Origin of the sequence: Vibrio sp. V38_P2S17PM301 (genome assembly GCF_009904845.1) — a bacterium.
Taxonomy (GTDB): domain Bacteria; phylum Pseudomonadota; class Gammaproteobacteria; order Enterobacterales; family Vibrionaceae; genus Vibrio; species Vibrio proteolyticus.
Map to the genome: position 1 here is coordinate 34,188 of NZ_WXWO01000049.1, position 22,532 is coordinate 56,719.

Here is a 22,532-nt window from a genome sequence, read left to right on the forward strand (position 1 = left end):
CTACCACAAGCGGCTATTTAAAATCGTGCTTTAATCCGCTCTACGCCAGTTTTTCTTCTTCCAGCTATCACAATGTCTGAAGGCAGTGAAGCCAGCAAAGAAAAGTAACTTCACCAGCAGCGGTAAAAATAACAATGGGGAGCGTGATGCTCCCCATTCTTTTTTGCTTCTATACACCAGTTTGAAGGTATATGTTATCGATAAAAAACACTCTTGACCTTGGTAGAACCAACTTCATATAAGACTTGAATAGTATGACCATTCACAGACTTGTACTTGTCCCAAGCTCCGACAACACCAAGTACTGGTACTTTTTTCTCTAACATCGATTCAACAGGCTTCCCCATCATCTGATGAACTAGTTCCTTGGATGAGATATTCTTTAAGTCATCCATAAAGAAGTTAGGATTCGTGGCAACAATCAATTTTAGAACGCTGCTGTTTGCGTCAAATTGAAACTCCAGCCCATTATCAAAAGTTCGAATGTAAAATTCTTCAGTGTAGCCATCCATCGTCGATGGCACATTACCTGTTATTAACGCTGCAAACTTAGGGTTTTTCACAAGGTCTTGATAAGTGCAGCCAATAAAATCTAAATAGTTCATCTAATACCATCCGTTTGCTTTATTTAAGCGGTGGAGCTCTTCTCTAGCGTCCTCAAGTTGCTCATCAGTGTAGCCATTTTCTTTTAAACATGTCTTAATCGCATCAAAATTCGAATTTACTGCCGCATCTAGATCACCTGAATCAACTTGCTGCTTTTCAAGTTTATTTCTTCCACCATATGTTTCACTACACTTTTGATGAATCTCTCTCGGGATCGCTACTCCAGCACCTGAGTTAATAATTTCTTTCTTTTCATCAGCAGTTAAAGGACGTCCAAGCATTTCTTCCGCAGCTCTTAACAATGCCGCCTGAGATGGAATATGATCTATATCCATTCCATCCTTTTTGCTTCTTGGCGCTAAGTCGCCATAAGTGCCTACTTCCAGTGGTTTTACCTTAGTAATTCCAGCACTACGCTTATTAAATACTAAGTACAAGGGGGACACGCCAGAATCCGCAGGGAAAGTCACAATATACTCAGCAAGCTCTTCCTCGGGATAGAGCGCTGTACCTATCTCTTGTTCATGCTCTTCGATAGGACGAACCCAGATATTGTGAACATCCAGCTGATCATTTTCGGGCAATACAGTATCAGGTGTTAGTACATCCGTTGAACCATCCGGTGTCCATGTAATGGTAATCCCATTCTCTAGCTCAGCAACAAAGTGCTGTCCTTGTTGCACAGCCTCACGCTTCGCAACTCGCTCACCATAGGCGCTACCGTCTCCCGTTTTGATGCCGACCACTTGCTGTTTACCATTTTCGTCCGTGTACATATTGAAACGGACACGCATCGTCGTAGTGTCACCGGTCGCAAAATCTGGATTTCCTTCTAAGGTACCATCCGCAAGCTGAGACGGCCATAAAGCGGCCACTAGAAAGCCACCCATTCGAGCAAAGCCTGCTAACGCTTCTCCTGAAATCGACCACGTACCAATCGTATTGGTCGTATTGCTACTGAGAATGCCAAGGTTCGTTGCCGCGCCATTTGCGGGGATCGCAAGGAGTGCCGTTTTTCCATAGTCGGTGGCTTTAGAAGCCGTGGTGATGGTGGTTAAGTTCGTGACGGGCAATTCTTTCTCGAACAGACTATCGCTGTTTATCGCCTTAAACTGGGTTCCTGAGATAAGCGAATCAGAGTAATCATAATGCGTGTTCGCCAAGCAGCTATAGGTGTAAGGGGAAAGCGGAGGTAAATCGGTCGCTTTTTCTGGAGTGCTCTGGTTTTGTTCGACGGCCTTAACGGTCAGCGTATCCCCGACTTTCAACGACATCGGCTCGGCATTGTACTGTGGATTCAAATCAAGTAGCTGTTTCGCCGACAAACCATATTGCTCTGCAATGGCTCCCCATGATTCTCGTTGGTTGGTCTTAGAGTCCGTTCCAACAGTATGCGTTTCTGGTTTACTCTCTGCTTTCTCTGTTTCCGCGGGTTGAGTAGTTTGTCTTTCCGCGACAGGCAGCTTGGGCGCCGCAAGCAATTCGTTGATATCAAGCTTGATACCATGTTGAGCCAACCAGTCATCATCGAGGTTGTCTAGCTCTTCTCGGGTAATTGGCTGTTCAAGATAAATCAGATGTTGGTTTTCAACGTCTTTACCTTCGAGCTTCCAGTAAACCAGAATGGCGCTTTGATAGATGTTGTAGCCTTGCTCATCATTGAGCTGCTCGTGGGTTGAACGTGTCGCGTAGAATGCCCACTTACCATTGCCAAGCAGCTTGTACTCTTGAACTAAGCGGCCATTGTAAAAATGGTAGTAGTAACCTTCTGTTGGCAGCCCCAAACGCTCACCAAGCTGCACCGAAGGGACAACTGGGATAAAGGCTTCTCGTACTACACCAGAGCCTATAGGCTTCACCTGCACATTGTTGGGGACACTCATTCCCAAAGCATTGGACGCTACTTTGGCGACCAATTTTTTCGGTTCATCAAAGGCGGTATGAGCGATATATTTTGTACCGTGCTCGGTTGCCTCCGTCTGCCAACGGCCAATCAGGGATTCTTGTTTGGTTTTCGCCAGTTCAAACGCATACCCCACGCTTTTTCTAAACGTCTCATCCGAGCAAGCCACTTCAAAGCAATATTCGTATTGCAGTTTTGGTGGTGCATCTGAGGTATCAGGTTTTACGGGCTCAGGAACGTAGGTCTCTTCAATGTTAGGCGCATAACCAGCGGTGCTTTGAGTGGGCGCAGCACTGCCAGCCGCACCGCCTGACATTCTCGTTCTGGACAGGTAGGCACTTTTCGCTTCTGGCGATAACACCTCTTGCCCTTCCGCCGACAAGCTCCATGATTTGCTCATGCCATCTCGGAGCATCACAGGCTTTGAAGGGGAATCCGTCAATAGTGCTAACTCACCACTTTTCAGCTTATCCATAAAACTGGAATAGCTCATCCCCTGAGGGAGTGCTGAGCCTAACGCTCTTTCGTCCAGCCTACCAATGTCACCTTCAACCTGACCAAACTCATATGCCATCAGTTCGGTTAACCGTACCACTCGATAACCCACAGTTAAATCCATCCGCTACTTTCAATGGATGTATTCTACCTAACCAGTGGGAGTTGCAGGATTTATAACCATAAGTTCGGTCTACCAATTGCAGACATTGTGATTTTCACCCACTACATCCAAACCTATTGATAATGACTTCATCATTAACCAACGTATCCCAAACAAAAAATAGGGCATAGCTTGAGAGGTGTTACCCTCCCAAACTATGAATTCTTGTATTAGTCAGCTTCCGCCGCTTCAACCGCCAACAGGTCAGCTCTTTCATTCCCTTCAATGCCCGAATGTGCTTTGACCTTAAACACCTCGACATACTTCCTAGAACTCAACTCGTCCACTTGTTGCCAAAGCTGGCGGTTTTTAACCGGTTTCTTATCCGCTCGACGCCAACCTCGGTCTTTCCAATCGTCCATCCAGATGTTGAAACCTTTCACACAGTAATCGCTGTCCGAATAGATAACATCTCCATCTTCTGCGTATTCCAATGCTTCAATTAAGGCCAGTAGTTCCAGCTCAGCATTGTCGGTTTTTCGATTGATGGTAAAACTCTCTTCATGAACAATCTCATTGTCTTCATCCATGACCACCAGCCCGATACCACCTCGTGTACATCCGTGTTGGTTGTTTGGTGCAGCGCCGTCTACGTAAATTGAATAGCTCATTGTTTATCTCTCTCTAATTGTAAAAAGGGCGCATGACTTTGCTTAGCCAGCGCCCCGTTGATGATGTGATTTGATGTTTGTGTTACTGAAAGGATTCTGCGTTGTCTCGCATGCTCAGACGCGACTCCATCCATTCCTCGATTTCACTTTCTACCCAAGCCACCGCTCGTCCACCGAGTGGCACACTCTTCGGAAAATCGGTTTCATCAGCCATGAACTTGTAGATAGTGGAGCGGCCTAGCCCTGTAATCGCCATTACGTCTTTAAGTCGTAGAAATCTCATGGGAATTGTCTCCTCTTGTATATACCCATGGATAAGCCGCCACGGTAAAAAAGTGCAGTCGGCCTAATCTAATCTAGGCTAGAGCCAAAGCAGTAACGCTCTTCTTTCCACGCTTCAGCAAAGCTACTCAGACGGTGGAAGACACAACGCTTTATATTGGTATCTTTGCTCTTACAGCGTGTTCCTAGTCCATAGTTCCCTCGGTCGTTAAACAAGATCATTGATCGCTCTTTGCCTTTGTAGTGCTTTTCTATCGCTTCCTTCCAAGCTGTTTTTAGATGATCCACAAGCTGATTACTTTTATCCCAACAAATGGCAGGGCCGAAGTACTGACTATCATCAAGAAACAGCATTACTCGGTAGTTATGTGAAGGGGTTTTATCAGCTCGCTTACGCCATATATAAGGCAACGAATCGGCATCGATTTTCTCTTTCAGAATGTCAAAGTAATCATTAAGGATGCTGAGATCGGTGTCTTGATGATCTTTAGGCAGGTATAAATCCAAACGCATCGCAAGAGTACGTTGATACTGAGTGAGAGCCTGATCAAAGACCTTATCCATCGTGGTAAGCGCTGATTCATAAAGTCCCTTATTGCTGTAAAACAATGGATAATCTTTAAATGTTCTAGCACGAGTAATGGTTGGAAGGTGGGTTGTGTTCGACATGGGTAATACCTCTCAGAGTGTGAATGACATAGGCATTACTCGCGCTGTACTTTTTTAAGGTGAGTCGTGACTGCAACCAAAGCTCTTGTTGCGGTGATCGTTCCGGTTGGCAATGGGCTTCGCAAGACGACTGATTCGATAGAAGAATTCGTTTAACTGTAGCGGGAACACTTGAGCGTCAGACAACAGCTCAAAGCCCTCATTCGTAGGGGAATAAGCTAATCCTGAGCATGGTTGGCTGTAATAAGCTTCAACCACCTTATCCCATGTCTTTCTCACTTTTTTGTAAAGAAAACGTCCCCAACCCTCTCGTCCAGTGCCGAAGTTTTGAAAGAGATCCCTATCAAAGAGCAAGATAAGATGATGGTGATCGCTGGTGGATTCACTGGCTCTCGTCCAGATATAGCGAATGACCGTTTGCTGGTATTGATAAGTTCTGTCGGTGTATTTGTCCTTACAGAGCTCATTAGTCTCCGATTCTAAAATACGAAAGAAATGGGCAAACACCGCTAGGTAATCTTCCCCGAAGTCACTCGGTAGGTTTAGGTTGATGTGAACAGCAAAGATTCTTGGGTATTGGTTTAGTGCTTCAGTCAGCACTCGGTCTATCTCCTCTAGGTATTCGAGAACGAGACCATCCTTGTGGTAGTAGAGTGGCTTTCCATTAAAGGTTCGGTCATGAGTGATGGTGTGGACTCTTTGATGAGCCTCGTTGAGTTGATGAATCATGATTGGTTCCTGTGGTTTGTTGTGATTCCCACAGGAACTGTTACTACCGTTATTTTTAAGCTACTTATGACTATGGCCGAAATTATTCATACGCTTTCCAAAATGCTTCGTTCTTCGTTTCGCTAGATAGCTCAGTCGATAAAAGACAGATTGAAACACCTCCTCAAACTCCTCAGAGTTACGTAGCAAGTGATACTGGCCTTGTTTGGAGAAATGGATAGCTGGTTTCTCTTTACCTGAGTACATGGCTTCCACTGAACGCTTCCATGCATTACGAATACGGTTAGCCAAACTTTGCTGATACTCTCCAAAATCCCCCAGAGAGCGAAATATGTTCCGGTCAAAGATAAGTGCAACGTGGTAATGACTGCTCGTTGAGGTATCACATTCTTTAGCCCACACATAACGAATAGTGGTCTCTCGATAGGGTTTGCGATTTAACCGAGCACTACGTCTTCGATATGCCGCTACCTGAGATTTCAAAGAGCGGAAGAAACGAGTCATCACTGCTGAATCATCCCCTCTAAAGTCTGTTGGTAAGTTGAGGTCCACTCGAACGATAAAAAGTCTCGCATATTGCTCTAGAGCTTTCTCAAGGACTGATTCTATCCCTTCAAGGTATTCAACGACTAAACCCTCCTTGTCGATGTATACCTTGTTTCCGTTGAAAGTGGATTCGTGTGTGATGGTTAGATTTTTAGACATGATAGAGACCTATGTTTTGTTAATGACATAGGTACTGATAGTGACGTTATTTTCTAAGTCTCTCTTTGGGTAGGGGACCCCATCCCCTACCAAGATATCGAGTGATGAGGTCGTTGGTTGAGGTGTGGGATTAGATGAGTAGATGGAGAGGTATATATATTATTAATTACCGATCCCCCTCGATTCACTCCCACTCTGTTTTTAGGTGATTACTGAGCCTTCACATCGGCTAAATCCAACCAGCTAACCTTCATTTTTTATCAAAAATCACGGCTCATGCATTTTTACTTCTGGAGTTCACTCACATAAAAAGTGACAATCCAAAAAATAATTTATTTATATAGATCAATCGGACTACACTTTATGAACATAAATAATCAGCTAAAAACAGCTACCAATAAGTAGATCACTATGACCCCAAATCAGATAACAGATACAACCTACCAGCTCCACAATTTCATCAACCCGTTTGATAGGCAAGACAGTTATATTTTGCTTTCAGGAGGGTATTCAAAGACGCTAGTTATTGATAAAAATCGTCACTCTCCCACACGTTATTTGGGAATAAAAAACTGGGAACAACTAAAGTCAATATGGCCGGGGTTCACCCCTTTTGATGACGCTTACCTGATGCCATTCAGTCCGTTAAGCGAATCAAGATTTCGAAATAAACCCATAGCTGATGAATTCGTTGAGTATCAAAACATCTATCGTTATTTCGAAGAAAAGAGCATCAGGCAACAGCCAAAATCTACTCTCATTTGTTTGTGTATGTTGCTAGCAAAAAATTATGATGAGAAACTAGGCGGAATCCCAATGGGGATAAAAATGCTGGCCACTAGACTTGGAACTAACAGCCGTAAGATAACCGTCAGTATCAAATCACTCGAAGAAATGGGATTAATCGTTTTTCACCAAAGACGGGCAGATATCGACAAGGTGACTCTTCCTTGTTTTATTGAACCTACCAGCACATTTGTACTGAAATTTACGTCTCTATTTAGAAAAGGGAAAACAATACCAAAAGAAAAGCCAGAAGCAGGTACACCTAAGATTCAGACTGCCCCTGAACAAGATTATGACAACTTCATAAAAAGCATTGCCGCTCAAGAAAGCATCTATGATGACACAGAGGAAAACTTAACTTCCAAAAAGCCAGATTATTATCTACATGGTAAGGAAGGCTTCTTCTGGTATCAAAATAAAATATACACTCTTAAAGTGAGACTCTTGAACTTAGTAAGAAAGCCAAAGGTGGAGGAGGTGGTTAAAGCTCACGCCTATCGAGCTCTGCTCTAGATGCTTCGGGTGTAGCTACACCTAAAACAAAGGCACAGTTGTTTACGGCAGAATTACATGACACTATGTGTAGAACCTCAGTATACAAATATAACTCACTCTTACAGCTTGGTGCCTCGATTAGTCAAACAGAACACATGCAAATGAACATCATTATCATTAATATTCTGGCGACATAGTAATCGATAGTTGAACTACAGGATACTGTCACAACTTAAAGTGACTGAGTGACGATTATTTCATCAAAAACAGAACTATTGTCAACGTAAGAAACATAGCAACTTAAACCAACTGGGTAGTATATTGGGTAGTAAAATTCTAAATCAGACAATAAAAAACCACTAAGTTTTTGATTTTTAAATAATAAAAATTATTGCTCGACGAACAGATCCAGAACATCGAGTAATCCACGCACTCCGATCAAAAAAAGCCCTGAACTGAGTTCAGGGCTTTTTTAATGCTCGGCGTTACTTGTTGTCTGCCGCCAGTTTGGCCTTCGGCCTTGGTTCGCTCATCAAACCTTTGATCAGCGACACCGTCGCAATCAACAGCACAATGGTAAACGGCAGACCCGTGGTCACCGCCATTGCCTGAGCAGCAGCCAGACCGCCCCCCAGCATCAGAGCGATGGCTACCAGGCCTTCAAACGTACACCAGAACACACGTTGAGGCGTCGGCGCGTCGACTTTACCGCCAGCGGCGATGGTATCGATCACCAGCGAACCCGAGTCCGACGAGGTAATAAAGAACACCACTACCAGCACAATGCCGACAAAAGAGGTGATTTCAGCAAATGGCATCACATCCAGCATCGCAAACAATTTGAGTGGCAGGTCGGCGTTCATCACCGCTTCATAACCGCTGTTGATGTACTGACTGATCGCCGTACCGCCGAACGCCGTCATCCAGAACACACACACGGTTGATGGGATCAGCAGAACACAAATGATGAACTCGCGCACGGTGCGGCCACGGGAAACACGTGCGATGAACATGCCGACAAATGGCGACCAGGAGATCCACCACGACCAGTAAAACGCCGTCCAGCCTTGAGAATAGTTGGCATCTTCACGCTCAAACGGCATCGACAGCGCTGGCAGATTGGTCAGGTACGAACCGATGTTATCGAAGAAACCGGTTACGATCGCCAGCGTCGGCCCCGCAATCACGATAAACAGCAGCAGCAACGCCGCCAGCCCCATGTTGATCTCCGACAGTCGCTTCACACCGCCATCCAGACCCGCCAGTACCGAAATCAGCGCCAGCGCCGTGATCACGATAATCAACACGATCTGCGTGGTGTCGCCCATCGGCACATCAAACAGGAAGTTCAGACCAGTCGCGGCCTGAGACGCGCCATAACCCAGCGACGTTGCCAGACCAAACACAGTCGCGACCACCGCCAGAATGTCAATCACATGACCAGTCCAGCCCCAGACGCGTTCCCCAAACAGCGGATAAAAGACTGAACGCATGGTCAGCGGCAGGCCTTTGTTGAATGAGAAAATCGCCAGACCCAGCGCCAATAAAGCGTAGATCGCCCACGGGTGCAGTGCCCAGTGATAAATGGTCGCCGCCATCCCCAGAGAACGCGCTGCGTCAACATCGCCGGCCGCGCCATTGAGCGGTGCCCAGTCGGTACGCACACCGTTTTCCATCACCGGACCGCTCAGCGCAGTGCTGAAATGCGACATCGGTTCGGACACACCAAAGAACACCAGACCAATCCCCATCCCGGCGGCAAACAGCATCGCCAGCCAGCCTGAATAGGAATAATCCGGCACCGCTTCGGTCCCGCCAATGCGAACCCGGCCCAATGGCGAAATCACCAGTGCCAGACACACCACCACAAAAAAGTTACCGGCCGACAGGAAAAACCAGTCCATGCTCGAGGTCAGCCAGTCACGCAAATGCACAAACAGCGGCTCAACTTGCTCACGAAAGATCAGCGTGGCAAAGACGAAAAACACCACCGCCAAACCTGAAATGGCAAACACCCGGTTATGGATATCAAGACCAAACGGCCCGAGATTCACCACCACATTATCCTGACCGACCGTGTAGTCGGTATCGATCGGGTCTACCTTGCCATCCGGACGCGGCAGACCTCCATTGTCACTACTCACTTTACTTCCCCTTAAAATCGTCAAAGCCCTAAATTAATTACGTTCTGTGACAGGGACTAAGATTAAAAAATTTAAAACACAGAACCTTATCAGTGTATAACAGCCCCATTGTAATCAATAAAATTCTCCTCACCAGGTAAGAAAAATCAGAATTTGCTGCCATTATTCAATTTGCGACACGCTGACGAACGCGGGAATGGTCTTGAGAAGATCCTGAGGATCGTGCTACTCTTCGCCTCCATTTTTCTGACCTAAATTTCACCAGCCATGCGAACGCATGCAGGTCAGTGCTATCTTTAACGTGTCGATGCAACAATATCGGCCTCACCCCGAACCAATGTGGAACCGTACAGATGGGCAAAGGTACTCTATATATCGTTTCAGCACCGAGTGGTGCTGGTAAATCGAGCTTAATTTCCGCGATGCTGGAAACCAATCCGACATACGCGATGAAAGTATCTGTTTCCCACACTACCCGTGGTATGCGCCCAGGTGAGCAAGATGGCGTACATTACCATTTCGTGCAAAAAGAGCACTTCGAAGACCTGATTGCGCAGAACGCGTTTCTGGAATACGCGGAAGTGTTCGGCAATTACTACGGCACATCCCGCATCTGGATCGAAGAGAATCTGGAAAAAGGCATCGACGTGTTCCTCGATATCGACTGGCAGGGGGCGCGTCAGATCCGCCAACAAATGCCACAGGCACGCAGTGTGTTCATTCTGCCACCGTCCAACGGTGAACTGGAACGCCGCCTCAACGCCCGTGGACAGGACAGCGACGCCGTGATCGCCAAGCGCATGGCCGAAGCTAAGTCCGAAATTTCACATTATAACGAGTATGATTACGTGATCGTTAACGACGACTTTGATGGTGCGTTAATGGATTTCAAAGCGATCATCCGTGCAGAAAGATTGAAGCAAGACAAGCAAGCTGCTAAATATAAAGGCATGCTTGACGCGCTACTGGCTGAGTAACATAAGCCACCTACGATACAAACAACCTAATTGCTAGAATATAAACAAGTTAGGTTGTATAATTTCTCGTCATTCTAAATTTAAGTAACTTATTGGAGTCCTCATGGCACGCGTAACTGTACAAGACGCTGTTGAAAAAATTGGCAACCGTTTCGACCTTGTTCTGATTGCGGCTCGCCGCGCTCGTCAAATGCAAACTGGCGGTAAAGATTCACTAGTGCCGGAAGAGAACGATAAGCCAACGGTTATCGCTCTGCGCGAAATCGAAGAAGGTCTGATCACTAAGGATGTTCTTGATGCACGTGAGCGTCAGGAACAGCAAGAACAAGAAGCCGCTGAACTGGCTGCGGTTAGCAGCATCGCACACAGCCGCTAAGCGGTTGTCGCAAGACGCGCTTCGATTTACCTAACCTTCCGGGCCTGAAATTTGTATCTATTCGATAGCCTCAAAGACGTTGCCCAAGAATACCTAACAGAGCCTCAGATTGAGGCTCTGCGTCAATCTTATGTGGTAGCGAGAGATGCCCATGAAGGGCAAACCCGCTCAAGCGGTGAACCATACATCATCCACCCTGTCGCCGTAGCCCGGATCCTGGCGGAAATGCGCCTGGACATCGAAACGCTGCAAGCGGCACTGCTCCACGATGTCATCGAAGACTGTGATGTCACCAAAGAAGAGCTGGAATCCCAGTTCGGCGCGACGGTGGCGGAGCTGGTAGACGGTGTCTCTAAGCTGGATAAGCTTAAATTTCGCGATCGCAAAGAGGCCCAGGCCGAGAACTTTCGTAAGATGGTGCTCGCCATGGTCCAGGATATCCGCGTCATTCTGATCAAGCTGGCCGACCGGACCCACAATATGCGCACCTTGGGTGCCCTGCGTCCGGACAAAAAACGCCGTATCGCGCGCGAAACCCTGGAAATCTATTCTCCTCTGGCCCACCGTTTGGGTATTCACAATATCAAAACCGAGCTGGAAGAGCTGGGCTTTGAAGCCTTGTACCCGAACCGCTACCGCGTTCTGAAAGAAGTGGTCAAAGCGGCACGGGGGAACCGTAAAGAGATGATCCAGCGGATCCATCTTGAAATTGAAGGGCGACTGCAGGAAGTCGGCCTTAAAGCGCGGGTCTTCGGCCGGGAGAAGAATCTGTTCTCCATATACAACAAGATGAAGAGCAAAGAGCAGCGCTTCCACACCATTATGGATATCTACGCGTTCCGTGTGGTGGTGGACGATGCCGATACCTGCTACCGGGTACTTGGTCAGGTACACAGCCTGTACAAACCACGTCCGGGACGCATGAAAGACTACATCGCGGTCCCGAAAGCCAACGGCTATCAGTCATTGCATACCTCGATGGTCGGCCCGCACGGGGTACCGGTCGAAGTTCAGATCCGAACCGAAGACATGGATCAAATGGCGGATAAAGGGGTCGCCGCGCACTGGTCGTACAAAGATAAAGGCGACAAATCCGGCACCACGGCGCAGATCAAAGCGCAGCGCTGGATGCAGAGCCTGCTGGAACTGCAGCAAAGTGCCGGTAACTCGTTTGAGTTCATCGAAAACGTGAAGTCGGATCTGTTCCCGGACGAAATCTACGTCTTCACGCCTAAAGGCCGCATTGTTGAACTGCCGGTCGGCGCGACCGCGGTCGATTTTGCCTATGCGGTGCACACCGATGTCGGCAACACCTGTGTTGGCGCGCGTGTGGATCGCAACCCGTACCCACTCAGCAAAGCGCTGAAAAACGGCCAGACAATCGAAATCATCAGCGCCCCGGGCGCTCGTCCGAACGCCGCCTGGCTCAACTATGTGGTGACTTCCCGTGCCCGCACTAAGATTCGTCAGGTTCTCAAGACCATGCGCCGGGAAGAGTCGATCACCCTGGGTCGCCGCCTGCTCAACCATGCTCTGGGCGAAAAATCGCTCAGCGACATCAGTGACGATAACATTCAACACGTTCTGAGCGACCTTAAAATTGGCTCGACCGACGATCTGTTGGCAGCCATCGGTCTGGGTGAACTGATGAGCATCGTGATTGCCCGTCGTCTGCTGGGTAATGCCGATGAACTGACGGAAGTGATGGGCAAAGACGGCCAACCGAAGAAAAAACTGCCGATCCGCGGTGCGGAAGGCATTCTGCTGACGTTCGCCAACTGTTGTCATCCGATTCCGGACGATCACATCATCGCCCACGTCTCACCGGGCCGAGGCCTGGTGGTCCACCGTGAAACTTGTCCGAACGTACGCGGCTACCAGCGCGAGCCGGATAAGTACATGGCGGTGGAATGGTCACGTGACTACGATCAGGAGTTCATTACTGAGCTGCTGGTGGACATGCAAAACCGTCAAGGCGCTCTGGCCGAGCTGACCAATGTCATCTCGCAGACTGGCTCTAACATCCATGGCCTGTCGACCGAAGAACGCGATGGTCGCCTGTACACCGTGACGGTGGCGCTGACGACCAAAGATCGCGTCCATCTGGCGAGCATCATGCGCAAGATTAAGGCCATGCCGCAGACGCTGAAAGTCCGTCGCCGCAAACACTAACCGCTGTTACTCATGCCCCTGACCCGTCAGGGGCATGGTATTGTCCTAGCGAGCAACCTTTTCTCCAATTATGAATCCTGAACGTTACCAACGCATTCAGCAGGTGCTGAAAGCCCGCCAGACCGATCTGACCCTGTGTCTGGAAGAAGTCCACAAACCCAACAACGTTTCCGCGGTGATCCGCACCGCTGACGCCACCGGACTGCACCGCATTCATGCGGTCTGGCCGAATGACAAGATGCGTACGCTGAGCCACACCTCTGCCGGGGCGCGTAACTGGGTGGAAGTTGACACCCACGATGACATCGAAAGCGCCATCGGCGAGCTGAAACGTCAGGGCATGCAGGTGCTGGTCACCCATTTGTCCGACAGCGCGGTGGATTTTCGTGACATCGACTACACCAAGCCGACCGCCATCATACTCGGCAGTGAGAAAGCCGGGGCCTCAGAGACCGCCAAACGTCTCGCGGATCAGGACATCATCATTCCGATGCTCGGCATGGTGCAATCCCTCAATGTGTCCGTTGCCAGTGCGGTTATCCTCTATGAAGCCCAGCGACAACGCAGTGCCGCCGGGATGTACGACAATGACGCCAGTCAGGTGCCGGCCGATGAGATTCACCGTACCTTGTTTGAACGCGGCCACCCGGTGTTGGCCAAAGTCGCCAAACGCAAAGGCTTAGCCTATCCACCTCTGGATGATGACGGTCAGATCGTGGCCGAACCACAGTGGTGGCAGGAGATGCAGCGCAAATAACCCTCAGCTCTAAGGCTACACTGGGGTGAATTTTCCTGTACAAAAACACAGCCCAATGGTTAACTATCGCCACTGACCGCGAAAACGAGAGAGCCCGTATGTCCCAGTTACTGTCCGCTATTCCGCTAACATCCCTGTCCGGGGTCGGCGCCAAAGTGGCTGAAAAACTGGCGAAAGTCGGGCTCAACACCGTTCAGGACCTGTTATTTCATCTGCCGCTGCGTTACGAAGATCGTACCCGTGTCTACCCGGTAGCCAAGCTGCATGCGGGCTTGTGGGCCGCCGTGCAGGGAAAAGTCATGGCGGTTGATACCCTGTTTGGCCGGCGCAAGATGCTGACGGTCAAACTCAGTGACGGTAACGGCACCATCACGCTGCGTTTTTTCAATTTTACCGCCGCGATGAAAAACAACTTTGCCGAAGGCAAACTGGTGCACGCATACGGTGAAATCAAACGCGGCAATATGGGGCTGGAAATTATCCACCCTGACTACAAGTTTTACGCGCCAGAACGTCAGCCGGACGTCGAGCAAAGCCTGACACCCGTCTACCCCACCACCGATGGTCTGAGACAAGTCACCTTACGCAATCTGACCGATCAGGCATTGGCACTGCTGGACCAAGCGGCGGTGCAGGAACTGCTGCCCACCGGACTTTACGACCACCAACTGACGCTGGCTCAGGCTCTGCATACCATTCACCGGCCACCGCCTGACATCGATCTCGACCAGTTCGATCAGGGGCGTCATCCGGCACAAATCCGGCTGATCATGGAAGAGCTGCTGGCACAGAATCTGTCGATGCTGGCGGTACGCAGCCAAGGCCAGCGTGATGCGGCATTGCCGCTGCCCGACGCCTCACAACTCAAGCAGCGGTTACTGGCACAGTTGCCCTTTACGCCGACCGGAGCCCAGTCACGGGTGGTGAAAGAAATTGAAGCGGATCTCACGCAGCCACACCCGATGATGCGTCTGGTGCAGGGCGATGTTGGCTCAGGCAAAACACTGGTGGCCGCGCTGGCGGCCGTGCGGGCGATTGAGCACGGTTATCAGGTCGCCCTGATGGCGCCCACCGAACTACTGGCAGAGCAACATGCACTCAATTTCGCCAACTGGTTTGAAAGCATGGGGATTCAGGTCGGCTGGTTGGCGGGCAAACTGAAAGGAAAAGCCAAAGAGGCCGAGCTGGCGCGGATTGCCAGCGGCGAAGCGCAGATGGTGGTCGGCACCCATGCTCTGTTTCAGGAACACGTGGCGTTCCATCACCTGGCCCTGGTGATCATTGATGAACAACACCGTTTCGGGGTACATCAGCGCCTGGAATTACGTGAGAAAGGTGCCCGACAAGGCGCGTATCCTCACCAGTTGATCATGACCGCAACCCCTATTCCGCGCACCCTCGCCATGACTGCCTACGCGGATCTGGAAACCTCCGTGATCGATGAATTACCACCGGGCCGGACACCGATCCAGACGGTCGCCATCCCGGCCACCAAGCGTGACGACATCATTGAGCGTGTCCGCCATGCCTGTCTTGACGAAGGCAAACAAGCTTATTGGGTCTGTACCCTGATTGACGAGTCCGAAGTTCTGGAAGCACAGGCCGCCGCTGACACCGCCGAAGAGCTGCAACGCCGACTGCCGGACGTCAAGATCGGTCTGGTCCACGGCCGAATGAAACCGGCCGAAAAACAAGCGGTGATGCAAGCGTTCAAAGACAATCAACTCCACCTGCTGGTCGCCACCACCGTGATTGAAGTTGGGGTGGACGTACCCAATGCCAGCCTGATGATCATTGAGAACCCGGAGCGACTTGGCCTGGCTCAGTTGCACCAGTTACGCGGGCGCGTCGGCCGGGGCTCGGTGGCGAGCCACTGTGTGCTGCTCTACCACGCGCCACTGTCCAAAACGGCGCAAAAGCGTCTGGGGGTGCTGCGCGAAAGCAATGACGGTTTCGTGATCGCCCAGCGCGATCTGGAAATTCGCGGACCGGGCGAACTGCTCGGCACTAAACAGACCGGACTGGCGGATTTCAAAATTGCCGATCTGGTCCGCGATCAGCGCCTGATCCCGGAAGTTCAGCGCATCGCCCGCTACATTCACCAGCAATATCCAGACAACGCCACGGCCATTATCGAGCGCTGGCTCGGTGAGCGCGACGTGTACGCCAAGGCGTGATTTTTCCAACCAATATCGCCACAGCTCCCCTTTTCCCCTCACAAAGCAAACGTTTGCTTTTAATAAAAAACCTTTTATAATTCCGGCCAATTTTTCGCGCGGATCCGACTCCGCATGTGCTCCACGCTGATCCGGCCCTGATTAACAGCAATCACAGATAACGTGCCGGCTCCCACTGATGTCCCCATTCAGCGAATATCAGTGGTGCTCTGACAGGAAACTTCCATGGCTAACCACAACGCTTCGCGACATACCGACCTGGTTTATCAGCTCAACGATAAACCACCGCTACCGCAAACCCTTTTCGCTGCCCTGCAGCACCTGCTGGCCATGTTTGTCGCCATCATTACCCCGTCGCTGATCATCTGCCAGTCGCTTGGTGTGCCGGCCGAGCAAACCAACACCATCATCAGCATGTCATTATTCGCGTCCGGCCTGTCGTCTTTTATCCAGATCCGGACCTTTGGGCCGATCGGTTCCGGGCTGTTGTCCGTGCAGGGCACCAGCTTTAACTTCCTCGGCCCAATCATCGGTGCCGGGCTGGCACTGAAAGCGGGCGGCGCGGATCTGTCGACCATGATGGCGGCGATTTTCGGCACCATTCTGGTGGCCTCATTTGCTGAAATTCTGCTGTCACGCGTGCTGGATTACGCACGCCGGGTGATCACTCCCCTGGTGTCTGGAATTGTGGTGACCCTGATCGGCCTGACGCTGATCCAGGTTGGTCTGGTTTCAATGGGCGGCGGATATGCGGCGCTCGGTGATGGCACGTTCGGCAGCCTAGACAAACTGGCGCTGGCGGGTACGGTACTGGGGCTGATCGTCCTGCTCAACCGCGCCCGCAACCCGTACATTCGGGTCGCATCGATTGTGATTGCCATGCTGGTCGGTTACCTGCTGGCTTATTTCATGGGCATGGTTGATAGCTCACAACTGGGCGACACCGCGCTGATCGCATTGCCGGTTCCCATGCAGTATGGACTGAGCTTTGACTGGTCGCTGTTTATTCCGCTGGTACTGATTTTCCTTATCACGGCGCTGGAGGCGATTGGTGACATTACCGCGACTTCAGAAGTATCTGGCGAGCCGGTCAAAGGCTCGGTCTACATGCGACGCATCAAAGGAGGCGTACTGGCTGACGGGTTAAACTCCGCCCTGGCGGCGCTGCTAAACAGCTTCCCGAACTCCACTTTTAGTCAGAACAATGGGGTGATCATGCTGACTGGTGTGGCCAGCCGTTATGTAGGCTACTTCATCGCCGCCATGCTGGTCTTGCTAGGCCTGTTTCCTGGCGTGGCCAGCTTTGTCCAGCTTATCCCGGAACCTGTGCTGGGCGGCGCAACCATAGTGATGTTCGGCACCATCGCCGCTGCCGGGGTGCGCATTATCTCCCGCGTGGAGCTCGACCGCCGCGCAATTCTGATCATGGCTCTGTCGTTTTCTATGGGGCTAGGCATCGCGCAGAAACCGGAAATCCTCCAGTTCATGCCCGAGTTCATTAAGAGCATCTTCTCCTCCGGCGTCGCCGCCGGTGGCATCACCGCAATCGTGCTCAATCTGCTGCTGCCGGAAAAACTGACCGATGCAGAGCGCGAGCGCGCAACGGAGTCCTAACCATTCCGACTCCCTCAGGCCCGCGGCCGCGCGCTTGAGGGAGTTTAACGGGTTGGAAAGCTGATCTGAGCTTTGAGTCCGCCTTGTGAGCGGTTATTCACCACCACAGCGCCGCGATGCTGGCTGACAATCCGCTTCACGATTGCCAGCCCCAATCCGGTCCCTTCACTGCCCCGCGCGGTGTCGCCCCGGGTAAAAGGTTCGAACAACTTACCGATCTGGCTGTTTTCAATCCCCGGGCCATTATCTTCCACACACACCCACGCCAGTTTGTTGTCGGCCGTCATGCCGGTGCTGACTTTTACCCAGCCGTTACCATAGCGAATGGCGTTCACCACCAGATTACTGATCGCGCGCTTGATCGCGATGGGGCTGCCGATGGCATCTTTCATCTGCGGATTCAGCTCCGTTTCAACCTGAATTTCATACCCCCCTTCCGACGTCGCCACGTCGCGGGCCAAATCATTGAGGCTGACCGCTTCAAAGCTCTGCTGATTGACTGGTTTGAGGTAATCCATAAACTGACTGATGATCTCATTGCACTCTTCGGTGTCACCGATGATGCCTTCCGCCAGATAACTGTCCTGTGGCGACATCATTTCCGTCGCCAGCCGAATGCGGGTCAGCGGCGTGCGTAAGTCGTGACTGATGCCGGCCATCAGCAGCGCGCGGTCTTCTTCGAGCGCCTGAATGCCTTTTGACATCTGGTTAAACGCCCGGGTGACCGAGCGGATCTCCGTGGCACCTTTTTCTGGCAGCGGTGGTGGGATTTCGCCCCGGCCCACGTCCTTAGCGGCACGCTCAAGCGCCACCAAAGGCCGATTCTGCAACCGGATAAACAGCCAGCCACCGGCGACGATCAGCAGCGCCATGATCAGGCTGTTACGAAACAGCGGCGCAAAGTCTTCTTCCTGTAACTCCGAGAGCGGAATGCGGATCAACGCGCCCGGCAGAGCATCGGTTTTCATCCACAGAATGTAGCTTTCCTGTCCGAGCATCATGCGCACATCGGTCGGAACCCCGAGTTCCTGGCTCATCTCTTCACTCATCAGATCAATACTGACCGCATGGCGGTACTCTTCGGCAATCGGACTGTCTTCCGGATGTATCGTCACGCCCAACTGCTCAAGCACCCGGCGACGCTGCGGCGCATCCAGCCCGGCATTGAGCTCCTCAGAATCATCCAGCATCAGGTTAATTTCATGGCCGAGAATCTTGTTGAATTGCTGCAAACTCGGCAACAGTGCGTAATTAAATACCGCGTAGTAGGAATAGACCTGGCTGGCGATCAGCAAAGTGATCAGCAACAAAATGGATTGAGTCAACGAGCTGCGGATACGCATAACATTACCTTGAGAGCCAATTGGAGCAGGAAGACAAACAAAAAGCTCCGGTTGCGCGGGCAACCGGAGCCGGAAGGTCAGGCTTACGCTTCTTTACCGTCGGGGACAAAGACGTAGCCCAGCCCCCACACCGTCTGAATGTAACGAGGTTTGCTCGGGTCGACTTCCAGCATGCGGCGCAAACGCGAGATTTGCACGTCGATCGAGCGTTCCATGGCGGAGTACTCCCGTCCACGCGCCATATTCATCAGCTTGTCGCGTGACATCGGCTCACGCGCGTTGGTCACCAGGGCTTTAAGCACCGCAAACTCACCAGACGTCAGTGGCATAGGCTCATCACCACGGAACATTTCTCGGGTTCCGAGATTAAGGCGAAACTCACCGAATTCCACCACCGATTCCTCAGAACTCGGAGCGCCCGGCGCTTCAATCACCTGACGACGCAACACCGCTTTGATCCGTGCCAGCAACTCACGGGGGTTAAACGGTTTAGGCAGATAATCGTCCGCGCCGACTTCCAGACCGACAATCCGGTCGATTTCATCACCTTTGGCAGTCAGCATCAGGATCGGCAACATGTTGTTGGCGTTGCGCAGCCGGCGGCAGATCGACAAACCGTCTTCGCCCGGCAACATCAGGTCCAGCACCATCAGGTGGAAGTTTTCACGCGTCAACAGACGGTCCATTTGCTCACTGTTTGCCACACTACGTACCTGGAAACCTTGTTCCGACAGGTAACGTTCCAGCAACGCACGCAAACGTGCATCGTCATCGACCACGAGGATCTTAAAGTTTTCTTGCATGTAAAGACTCCACCAAATAAACCCATTGCCCAGACAGGATGGCAGTATGCAATGTACCACCCGTTCGCGAAAAGTCGCTTAAAGAATTGTTAACGTTTATGTCTTTTTTAGCTAATGTATCCGCAGGTTGCAATCTGATAGCATCAACAATATGAAAACCAATCTGATTACCCGAGAAGGCTTTGATCGCCTTAAAAAAGAGCTCGACTTTCTATGGAGAGAAGAGCGCCCTGAAGTCACCAAAAAAGTCACCTGGGCCGCCAGTCTGGGCGACCGCAGTGAGAACGCGGACTACCAGTATAACAAGAAGCGCTTGCGAGAAATTGATCGCCGTGTCCGTTATCTGAGAAAGCGCCTCGAACAGGTCAAAGTGGTCGACTACTCTCCGCAGCAGGAAGGCCAGGTGTTTTTTGGCGCCTGGGTCGAAATTGAGAATGACGCTGGCGAGCGGATGCAGTTTCGCATCGTCGGTCCGGACGAGATCTATGGCGACGCCAAAGGCTACATCTCGATCGACTCACCGATGGCACGGGCGATCCTCAAAAAAGCGGTCGACGACGAATTCACCGTGCGCACCCCGGATGGCGAGAAAGAGTGGTTCGTCAATAGCATCCGCTATCAGGCGTAAAAAAAAGCCCCGCACCGCGGGGCTTGACGTTATTGTTCCGAGGCGGGCTTGTCCGTCACGATGTAATCTTTATCGCTGCTGACCACCGCCCCGTACTTCAGAAAATTGCGCCCCAGAATCATGCTGTAATGGAACCGGCTGCGATCTTGCAAATTGACCCGGATCGCTTTCTCAATTCCCCCCAGGCTGACCCGCATCTTGACCACCGGGCGCACGTTGGCTTTTTCACCGTCCCGGGCACGAATGCGCATCACATCGACCACTTCGCGCGTAAACTGCTTTTTCATCCCCAGATCGTTTTCGTAGGTGAAAGTGACCATTTTCTTACCGTCTTTGTCGAACTGCTTGATGTCCTGTGCGTTGATTGAACTGATGTCCGCCCCGGTATCCAGTTTGACTGGAAAACTGAGCCCTTCCACCTGCGCCACTTCAATGTGACCGGCGCGAAACAGCGGGTGCACATCCAGCAGGTTCTCAGCTCGGGTATTGACCAGCACTCCGCCTTTGGCCATTTTTTGTCCCAACGTGAAATACGGCTTCTGGCCCTTTTTCTCCACGACATCAACGGCAAATGCCAGTGTGCGTGTCTCGCCGCCAAACGTGAACTCACCTTCGACAATCGGCCGGGTCGACTCACCCACCACGATGTTTTTGATCACCTCTTTCACCACTTTCTGATCACCGCCTTTGCCATCGGGCAGATAGAATTCGACCTGCGGCTTCTTGCCTTCCACCAGCTCAAAACTGCTGACCCGCAGCAAGGGAGTGTTGACCGCAAACGACGGTTCCGCGCGCAACGTCACGCCGTCCAGTTCGATCTCTTCCTCAGGTGACACCACCAGCGGATGACTCTTAAGCGCATTGTTGTAGCTCTTTTCGCCGCCACGCAGTAGATTCTCCCGTCCGGAATTGATAACAAAATATCGGCTGGTGGTGTTCAGACCAATACGCAATTGGGTATCGAGGTGACTGCGATCTCGCAGATACACCAGCCAGTGTTCGGTTTGGGTGTCATTGAGCTTAACCGGCAGGTAGACCAGCGGGCGCGCCGTGCCACTCACACGCAGCATTTTCACCAGCGGCAGCGTCATCGCTTTGCGCTGCCCGTTGCTGCCGATCAGCGTAAACGACACCTGGCGGGCTTTTTTATCCACCTGAATGTCTTTGGCATTGGCAATCGAATAATTGTTTTTCAATGAGAAACTGGTTTTGTACGGTAAACCGCCCACGTTAACGGTCTCGTGTTTGCCAATCACCTGAGCTTGTGGCAGGCCCTGCAGGTAATCGTAACCGGCGAACACCCAGGCATTGTTCTCAAGGAAGGTTTTTCCGATCAACACCGGAGCAGAGAAACCGGAACGATCCGCAAGGTTCACGTCAGTGTTAACCGTGTGCCCGGCGATGGTCAGTGGCAGATTGATGGTCGGCCGCAGGATAGGTTTGTCATTGGTACGGCTGCGGATCATCGCAATCCGCTCAATGTCATCGGTTATTTTGATGACTTTGCCAGTGTACGGATGGCGTACTTCAAACGAGACCTGAACCCGGTACGGCTTGAACATGGCGTCTTCCCACTTGCCGTGGCGTTTGTCCATGTCCTCAACCACAGCTTCCATCAGAGCATCGTCTTTCAGATGCTGATACTTGGGGTTCTGGCTGATGACGTGAATGTTCTCGGCATGCATTGAGGTGGTATCGGCGCCGGTGTCAATTTTGCCCGTGAACGGAACGCCCTTGAGTTGCGGAATGTCGTTATAATAGACATTCTCAGTTCGCCCCAACACCAACTCGTTGTCGATTTTGTACACCGGATCGCGGGTGGTGGCTTGCAGATCGCCAGACCAGGACATCGGAGTGAATAACGCGGTGCTGAACAGGGCAAGGGCTAAAGAAACTTTCTTCATGAGGAGAATCCATGACTGTCGGATAAGTGAAACACAGTAACTATGAGTTCCCCCATAGCCGATAAGTTCTGAATTTGATTACAGTTTTGACACAAATATAACCAATGTCCACCTGAGATAAGTAATTTAAGCGCAAAAACCTGCGACCAAATGTAAAATCGTTGGAAAAACGCCGATGCACCCCAATGTGGGA

General features: G+C 51.0%; 19 protein-coding genes. 8 read left to right on the forward strand and 11 right to left on the reverse strand.

Annotated elements, in window-relative coordinates:
• Window positions 1-194 precede the first annotated feature (194 nt).
• The 7 genes from CAG64_RS10345 to CAG64_RS10375 form a co-directional block, all read right to left on the reverse strand.
• Window positions 195-605 (reverse strand): hypothetical protein, encoded by a 411-nt coding sequence (locus CAG64_RS10345; protein WP_029827263.1) that lies wholly within the window; start codon window positions 603-605, stop codon window positions 195-197.
• Window positions 606-3,128 (reverse strand): T6SS effector antibacterial DNase, encoded by a 2,523-nt coding sequence (locus tag CAG64_RS10350; RefSeq protein ID WP_161453552.1) that lies wholly within the window; start codon window positions 3,126-3,128, stop codon window positions 606-608.
• Between the two features lie 209 nt (window positions 3,129-3,337).
• A complete protein-coding gene (locus CAG64_RS10355; RefSeq protein ID WP_005496785.1) occupies window positions 3,338-3,778 on the reverse strand; it encodes a ribonuclease HI in 441 nt (146 codons plus the stop codon).
• Between the two features lie 82 nt (window positions 3,779-3,860).
• Entirely contained in the window at window positions 3,861-4,061 is a 201-nt protein-coding gene (locus CAG64_RS10360) for an AlpA family transcriptional regulator (protein WP_055035460.1), read from the reverse strand.
• A 68-nt stretch (window positions 4,062-4,129) separates the two neighbouring features.
• Window positions 4,130-4,729, reverse strand: a complete 600-nt coding sequence (locus CAG64_RS10365; protein WP_024700458.1) for an inovirus Gp2 family protein — start codon at window positions 4,727-4,729, stop codon at window positions 4,130-4,132.
• 54 nt (window positions 4,730-4,783) lie between these two features.
• A complete protein-coding gene (locus tag CAG64_RS10370) occupies window positions 4,784-5,458 on the reverse strand; it encodes an inovirus Gp2 family protein (protein ID WP_161453553.1) in 675 nt (224 codons plus the stop codon).
• A 60-nt stretch (window positions 5,459-5,518) separates the two neighbouring features.
• Entirely contained in the window at window positions 5,519-6,163 is a 645-nt protein-coding gene (locus tag CAG64_RS10375) for an inovirus Gp2 family protein (protein WP_104966166.1), read from the reverse strand.
• Window positions 6,164-6,574: 411 nt separating this feature from the next.
• Here CAG64_RS10375 and CAG64_RS10380 point away from each other — a divergent pair, with 411 nt between their 5' ends.
• Complete coding sequence (locus CAG64_RS10380; protein WP_161452609.1) at window positions 6,575-7,462, forward strand: hypothetical protein; 888 nt, start codon at window positions 6,575-6,577, stop codon at window positions 7,460-7,462.
• Window positions 7,463-7,929: 467 nt separating this feature from the next.
• Here the strand turns inward: CAG64_RS10380 and CAG64_RS10385 are convergent, their stop codons facing one another.
• Window positions 7,930-9,588, reverse strand: coding sequence for a BCCT family transporter (locus CAG64_RS10385; RefSeq protein WP_021704628.1), 1,659 nt, complete (start codon window positions 9,586-9,588; stop codon window positions 7,930-7,932).
• A 353-nt stretch (window positions 9,589-9,941) separates the two neighbouring features.
• Between CAG64_RS10385 and gmk the strand changes: the two genes are divergently transcribed.
• The 6 genes from gmk to CAG64_RS10415 all read left to right on the forward strand — a co-directional run bounded on the left by gmk (window position 9,942) and on the right by CAG64_RS10415 (window position 17,661).
• The gene (gene gmk, locus CAG64_RS10390) at window positions 9,942-10,565 is read left to right on the forward strand and encodes a guanylate kinase (protein WP_021704629.1); all 624 of its coding nucleotides are present in this window, start codon (window positions 9,942-9,944) and stop codon (window positions 10,563-10,565) included.
• 103 nt (window positions 10,566-10,668) lie between these two features.
• Complete coding sequence (gene rpoZ, locus CAG64_RS10395) at window positions 10,669-10,941, forward strand: DNA-directed RNA polymerase subunit omega (RefSeq protein ID WP_021704630.1); 273 nt, start codon at window positions 10,669-10,671, stop codon at window positions 10,939-10,941.
• 51 nt (window positions 10,942-10,992) lie between these two features.
• The gene (spoT, locus tag CAG64_RS10400) at window positions 10,993-13,113 is read left to right on the forward strand and encodes a bifunctional GTP diphosphokinase/guanosine-3',5'-bis pyrophosphate 3'-pyrophosphohydrolase (protein WP_161488264.1); all 2,121 of its coding nucleotides are present in this window, start codon (window positions 10,993-10,995) and stop codon (window positions 13,111-13,113) included.
• Between the two features lie 70 nt (window positions 13,114-13,183).
• Entirely contained in the window at window positions 13,184-13,870 is a 687-nt protein-coding gene (gene trmH, locus CAG64_RS10405) for a tRNA (guanosine(18)-2'-O)-methyltransferase TrmH (protein WP_021704632.1), read from the forward strand.
• 65 nt (window positions 13,871-13,935) lie between these two features.
• A complete protein-coding gene (recG, locus tag CAG64_RS10410) occupies window positions 13,936-16,047 on the forward strand; it encodes an ATP-dependent DNA helicase RecG (RefSeq protein ID WP_337247448.1) in 2,112 nt (703 codons plus the stop codon).
• A gap of 225 nt (window positions 16,048-16,272) precedes the next feature.
• A complete protein-coding gene (locus CAG64_RS10415; RefSeq protein WP_161488266.1) occupies window positions 16,273-17,661 on the forward strand; it encodes a uracil-xanthine permease family protein in 1,389 nt (462 codons plus the stop codon).
• Window positions 17,662-17,705: 44 nt separating this feature from the next.
• On the opposite strand, the gene envZ is transcribed toward CAG64_RS10415, so the two are convergent.
• Both envZ and ompR read right to left on the reverse strand, forming a co-directional pair.
• Window positions 17,706-19,004, reverse strand: coding sequence for a two-component system sensor histidine kinase EnvZ (envZ, locus tag CAG64_RS10420; RefSeq protein WP_021704635.1), 1,299 nt, complete (start codon window positions 19,002-19,004; stop codon window positions 17,706-17,708).
• Window positions 19,005-19,087: 83 nt separating this feature from the next.
• Window positions 19,088-19,807 (reverse strand): osmolarity response regulator transcription factor OmpR, encoded by a 720-nt coding sequence (gene ompR / locus CAG64_RS10425; protein WP_021704636.1) that lies wholly within the window; start codon window positions 19,805-19,807, stop codon window positions 19,088-19,090.
• A 151-nt stretch (window positions 19,808-19,958) separates the two neighbouring features.
• Here ompR and greB point away from each other — a divergent pair, with 151 nt between their 5' ends.
• A complete protein-coding gene (gene greB, locus CAG64_RS10430) occupies window positions 19,959-20,435 on the forward strand; it encodes a transcription elongation factor GreB (RefSeq protein WP_161488267.1) in 477 nt (158 codons plus the stop codon).
• A gap of 29 nt (window positions 20,436-20,464) precedes the next feature.
• Here the strand turns inward: greB and CAG64_RS10435 are convergent, their stop codons facing one another.
• Window positions 20,465-22,339, reverse strand: coding sequence for a putative ATP-dependent zinc protease (locus tag CAG64_RS10435; RefSeq protein ID WP_161488268.1), 1,875 nt, complete (start codon window positions 22,337-22,339; stop codon window positions 20,465-20,467).
• Window positions 22,340-22,532 lie beyond the last annotated feature (193 nt).

Bases quoted from the DNA above. Each gene is read 5' to 3' on its own strand.
- CAG64_RS10345 (WP_029827263.1), bottom strand. From the start codon at position 605: ATGAACTATTTAGATTTTATTGGCTGCACTTATCAAGACCTTGTGAAA.
- CAG64_RS10350 (WP_161453552.1), bottom strand. From the start codon at position 3,128: ATGGATTTAACTGTGGGTTATCGAGTGGTACGGTTAACCGAACTGATG.
- CAG64_RS10355 (WP_005496785.1), bottom strand. From the start codon at position 3,778: ATGAGCTATTCAATTTACGTAGACGGCGCTGCACCAAACAACCAACAC.
- CAG64_RS10360 (WP_055035460.1), bottom strand. From the start codon at position 4,061: ATGAGATTTCTACGACTTAAAGACGTAATGGCGATTACAGGGCTAGGC.
- CAG64_RS10365 (WP_024700458.1), bottom strand. From the start codon at position 4,729: ATGTCGAACACAACCCACCTTCCAACCATTACTCGTGCTAGAACATTT.
- CAG64_RS10370 (WP_161453553.1), bottom strand. From the start codon at position 5,458: ATGATTCATCAACTCAACGAGGCTCATCAAAGAGTCCACACCATCACT.
- CAG64_RS10375 (WP_104966166.1), bottom strand. From the start codon at position 6,163: ATGTCTAAAAATCTAACCATCACACACGAATCCACTTTCAACGGAAAC.
- CAG64_RS10380 (WP_161452609.1), top strand. From the start codon at position 6,575: ATGACCCCAAATCAGATAACAGATACAACCTACCAGCTCCACAATTTC.
- gmk (WP_021704629.1), top strand. From the start codon at position 9,942: ATGGGCAAAGGTACTCTATATATCGTTTCAGCACCGAGTGGTGCTGGT.
- rpoZ (WP_021704630.1), top strand. From the start codon at position 10,669: ATGGCACGCGTAACTGTACAAGACGCTGTTGAAAAAATTGGCAACCGT.
- trmH (WP_021704632.1), top strand. From the start codon at position 13,184: ATGAATCCTGAACGTTACCAACGCATTCAGCAGGTGCTGAAAGCCCGC.
- CAG64_RS10415 (WP_161488266.1), top strand. From the start codon at position 16,273: ATGGCTAACCACAACGCTTCGCGACATACCGACCTGGTTTATCAGCTC.
- envZ (WP_021704635.1), bottom strand. From the start codon at position 19,004: ATGCGTATCCGCAGCTCGTTGACTCAATCCATTTTGTTGCTGATCACT.
- ompR (WP_021704636.1), bottom strand. From the start codon at position 19,807: ATGCAAGAAAACTTTAAGATCCTCGTGGTCGATGACGATGCACGTTTG.
- greB (WP_161488267.1), top strand. From the start codon at position 19,959: ATGAAAACCAATCTGATTACCCGAGAAGGCTTTGATCGCCTTAAAAAA.
- CAG64_RS10435 (WP_161488268.1), bottom strand. From the start codon at position 22,339: ATGAAGAAAGTTTCTTTAGCCCTTGCCCTGTTCAGCACCGCGTTATTC.